Origin of the sequence: Flavobacterium sp. UBA4854 (assembly GCF_002399805.1) — a bacterium.
Taxonomy (GTDB): Bacteria; Bacteroidota; Bacteroidia; order Flavobacteriales; family Flavobacteriaceae; genus Flavobacterium; species Flavobacterium ginsengisoli.
Map to the genome: position 1 here is coordinate 25,868 of NZ_DHEI01000050.1, position 3,442 is coordinate 29,309.

General features: G+C 33.3%; 4 protein-coding genes. 1 reads left to right on the plus strand and 3 read right to left on the minus strand.

Annotated elements, in window-relative coordinates; all coding sequences use genetic code 11:
- Both B3J44_RS06880 and B3J44_RS06885 read right to left on the minus strand, forming a co-directional pair.
- Positions 1 to 425 (minus strand): SIR2 family NAD-dependent protein deacylase (locus tag B3J44_RS06880; RefSeq protein ID WP_286967295.1); only part of this gene is annotated, 425 nt, incomplete at its 3' end.
- Between the two features lie 12 nt (positions 426 to 437).
- Positions 438 to 1,370, minus strand: coding sequence for an NAD-dependent epimerase/dehydratase family protein (locus B3J44_RS06885; protein ID WP_286967300.1), 933 nt, complete (start codon positions 1,368 to 1,370; stop codon positions 438 to 440).
- A gap of 170 nt (positions 1,371 to 1,540) precedes the next feature.
- Here B3J44_RS06885 and B3J44_RS06890 point away from each other — a divergent pair, with 170 nt between their 5' ends.
- Complete coding sequence (locus tag B3J44_RS06890) at positions 1,541 to 2,359, plus strand: helix-turn-helix transcriptional regulator (protein WP_286967308.1); 819 nt, start codon at positions 1,541 to 1,543, stop codon at positions 2,357 to 2,359.
- Here the strand turns inward: B3J44_RS06890 and B3J44_RS06895 are convergent.
- Positions 2,356 to 2,808: a YybH family protein gene (locus B3J44_RS06895; protein ID WP_286967311.1), complete on the minus strand. Its 453-nt coding sequence runs from the start codon at positions 2,806 to 2,808 to the stop codon at positions 2,356 to 2,358. The two genes, B3J44_RS06890 and B3J44_RS06895, sit on opposite strands and share 4 nt — an antisense overlap.
- Between the last annotated feature and the right edge of the window lie 634 nt (positions 2,809 to 3,442).

The following is a 3,442-nucleotide window of genomic DNA, read 5'->3' on the forward strand; positions in this document are numbered from 1 at the left end:
GAGCATTTAATTTCTCTGTTATTGCCATGTATTTCAAATATCCTTTCTACACCAGAACGTCTATGAAGATTGTCTATATTTTGAGTAATCAAGTGAAACCTATCCTGTAAAAGTTTTTCAATTGCGGCTATTTCGTGATGACTATTGTTTGTCTGAGCACTTTCAAACATTTTCTTTCTAAACAATGAATATTGCCAAACCTCTTCTGGATTTTCTTTAAAATAAGCAAACGTTCCAAATTCTTCTGGTTTATGAAACTTTGTCCCTTTTACCCAAATTCCATCTATACCTCTATAAGTCGGAATACCGCTTTCAGCAGAAATTCCTGCGCCAGTCAAAAATGTGAAAAGATTTCTATTCTTTTTGTTATAAACCTGTTTTATGATTTCGGTAAGCTGTTCTTTCATAATTCCTTCATATGTCAAACAAATGTAATTTTATTTCGACAATTGCTCTTTTTTTATTTCTTCAATTCCGTTTCTATAGCTTGTTGCAACGAAATCTGGAAAACGTTTTCTAAATTTTGAATCATCAAAAACATTGGCGTGTTCGTATCTTGGAAGCAATTCCTGCAATTCTTTTGCTCTTTTACTAAAAAGCGCTCCTATTGAAAATACAAACTTCGGAATAACTTTATACTTTAATTCTTTGCCATAAATTTTAGAAGCCAACGCAATGAATTCTTTATAGTTAAGATGGCTTTCGTCTACAGGCAAATGCCAAGTCTCATTAAAAGCATTTGGAGTGTTCCCTATTAAAGCTGTGGCACGACTTGCGTCTGGTGTCCAAATTAGACTTCTTTTTTTTGTATCGCTTAAAGGCACTTTTAGCTTTTTATTTTCCTTAATCGCATTAAAAATTAAAGTATTTGTAATACTTTGCGTTTTTGCAGGACCATAAAATTCGGGCGCACGACAGATTACTGCTTCTAATTTACCCGATTTTATTTCGTTTAGAACCATTTCAGCCATTTCTTTTCTAATTTCACCTTTTCTTCCAATGGGTTCAAAAGCAGTTTCTTCTGTAAGTACCCTACTATCTTGCGGATACATGTAAGTATTATCAAAAAACACCAATTTGACTTTATTGATTTTACAGGCTTCAATAACATTTCTCATTATCAATAGAAATTGCTTTTCCCATAAATCAGTATCCATCGGAAGTCCTAAAGTAAAATAGGCTATTTCACTTCCTTTTACAGCTTCTATAGCTTTTTCTTTAATAGTCAAATCTGCCGAAAAAACCATATCTGTATCATTTACTTTTTGCGCTTTACGGCTTACAATTCGTATATCTGAAGTATAATTTCTTTTCAGTTCTCTTGCCAATTCTTCTCCAATCTGTCCATTGGCTCCTAATATTGTCTGCATATTGATTCGCTTTTTTAATTGCTTGAATTCCCTCTGATACTTATTTCTAAATTATAGAAATTTATAACAACATCTCTACAACTTTAACTCATTTATATTGGATTTTATTGCTAATTTAGAACTTGCTAAGAATCAGTTAATTTACTTCCTAAATTACAACAAAAAACGATATGCAGATTTTACCGTCCGCCAGTTTAGCGCCGTTTATAAAGAACTATACTGTTGTTACAATTGAAAAAGATCTCGACAATGAAGTATTTTATCCAAGCGGTTATGTCGATTTGATTATAAATATTTCTGGAGGATTTGCCGCAACCATTATCAACGGCAAACAGAAAGATACTCCTGCCATAGAATTATTGGGGCATCTAACGCTTCCAACGCGTCTTTCTGTAGCAAAAGGCACTTCGGTACTCATTGCAAGAATATATCCGCATGCCAGTGCATTATTTTTTTCTGATCCGCTATCAGAATTTACGAATTATGCCACCGATATGTACGATGTAGCTCTAGGAGAGAATAGAGATTTGTATGATAAGATTATGGAAACTGATGATCTTTTGTCTAAAATCAATGTTTTAGAAACGTATTTTCTTCAAAAATTAAAGAAAAATGAAACCCGATTAAAAAAGGTTTCCATAGTACAGCATTTGAGTCAAGAGTTATTTCGAAATCACCAGCAATTGGATTTACCTTTCATTGCCAGAAATTCAGGATTATCAGAAAGGTATATCCAAAAACTTTATCTTGCTAATATTGGTATTAGTCCAGCTGCTTTTACTTCGGTAATTCGATTTAATAAAAGCTTGGATTTGGTGCTCAATACGACAGAATCATTAACTACTATAGCTTACGATAATGGCTATTATGACCAAGCTCATTTTATAAAAGAATTTAAGAAGTTTACTGGCATTACGCCATCTGCATCCAGAAATTCGCTACTTAAAAACGATACTGATTTACAGCAGGCTGTCAACATTGGTTTTTAACCTTGTTTTGCAGGATGATTGCTGCTAAACATATCACGATGCATTTTCCATCCGTCTTTGGTTTTCTTCCAGATTACGATTACTTTTCCGTCATCTAGTTTTTTGCCATTCATATCGGTCATTTGATAAAAACTTTCTTCTGTAACAGCTATTTTTGGATCTCCATAAAGATGCTGAATTGTGAATATAACATGCACTTGAGGTCCGCCTCTAAAAAAGGAATCAATTTGCTTTGCTCCGCATTTTGGTTCTCCATTTGGTGGAAACAAACAAGCATCATCTGTATATCTAGCAACAATAGAACCGTCATTCTTATTGGTAAAATCGGAGAACGTTTTGTTACTCGCTTCAATAATTTTTTGTACTTCTTTTAAAGCTGAATCTGTCGTTTGGGCATTACACCAAAAAGTAAGCATCAAGAGTGTGCTTAAAATAATTTTTGTTTTCATGGTTTATATATTTTTTTACAAAGGAAATTATTCAAATAAGGCAAAAATTGTAAAATAACGAACAACTTTTTCTAATTCCTTTACCTTTGAATACAATTCAATCTAAAAAATGAACCTGAATCATATTGAAATACATCGAGATGAAATGCGGTTTCATATTGGAAACGCGGAAATTCTGAAGAAGAATCAAACCACGAAAGACAGAAACAGCGAATGGAATAATAAAAAAGCCCTGTATCAAAAATTAATACAGGGCTCTTTTACTCAAAAAAACTCATTCCGTAGGAATGTTTCGTTGGTAGAATTTAAATTCGGATTATCAATTTACGTTCCGTAGGAATGTTTGATTAAACGTTAAATATGTGGTTTCCGCAAAACAGGTATCCTTACAGGACACTACACATAACGATCATTTTTTTTTCTACCAACCAGATATTCCTACGGAATATTATTTGCAAAATTTATTTCGCATCAAACCATAATTTGGTTGTCAACAAATCTTTTCCTTGATCTGCAACAGCTGCTTGGTAACTTGCTCCGTTAAGAGATTGTTCTGTTCCAGGATAGAAAAGACGCGAAGGTAATTTTCCGTCCAAAACAGTTGCAGGACCAGCTGTTAATACAGGGTAGTCTA

Excerpts from the sequence above, each read along its gene's own strand:
- B3J44_RS06895 (WP_286967311.1), bottom strand. The coding sequence starts at position 2,808 with ATGAAAACAAAAATTATTTTAAGCACACTCTTGATGCTTACTTTTTGG.
- B3J44_RS06885 (WP_286967300.1), bottom strand. The coding sequence starts at position 1,370 with ATGCAGACAATATTAGGAGCCAATGGACAGATTGGAGAAGAATTGGCA.
- B3J44_RS06890 (WP_286967308.1), top strand. The coding sequence starts at position 1,541 with ATGCAGATTTTACCGTCCGCCAGTTTAGCGCCGTTTATAAAGAACTAT.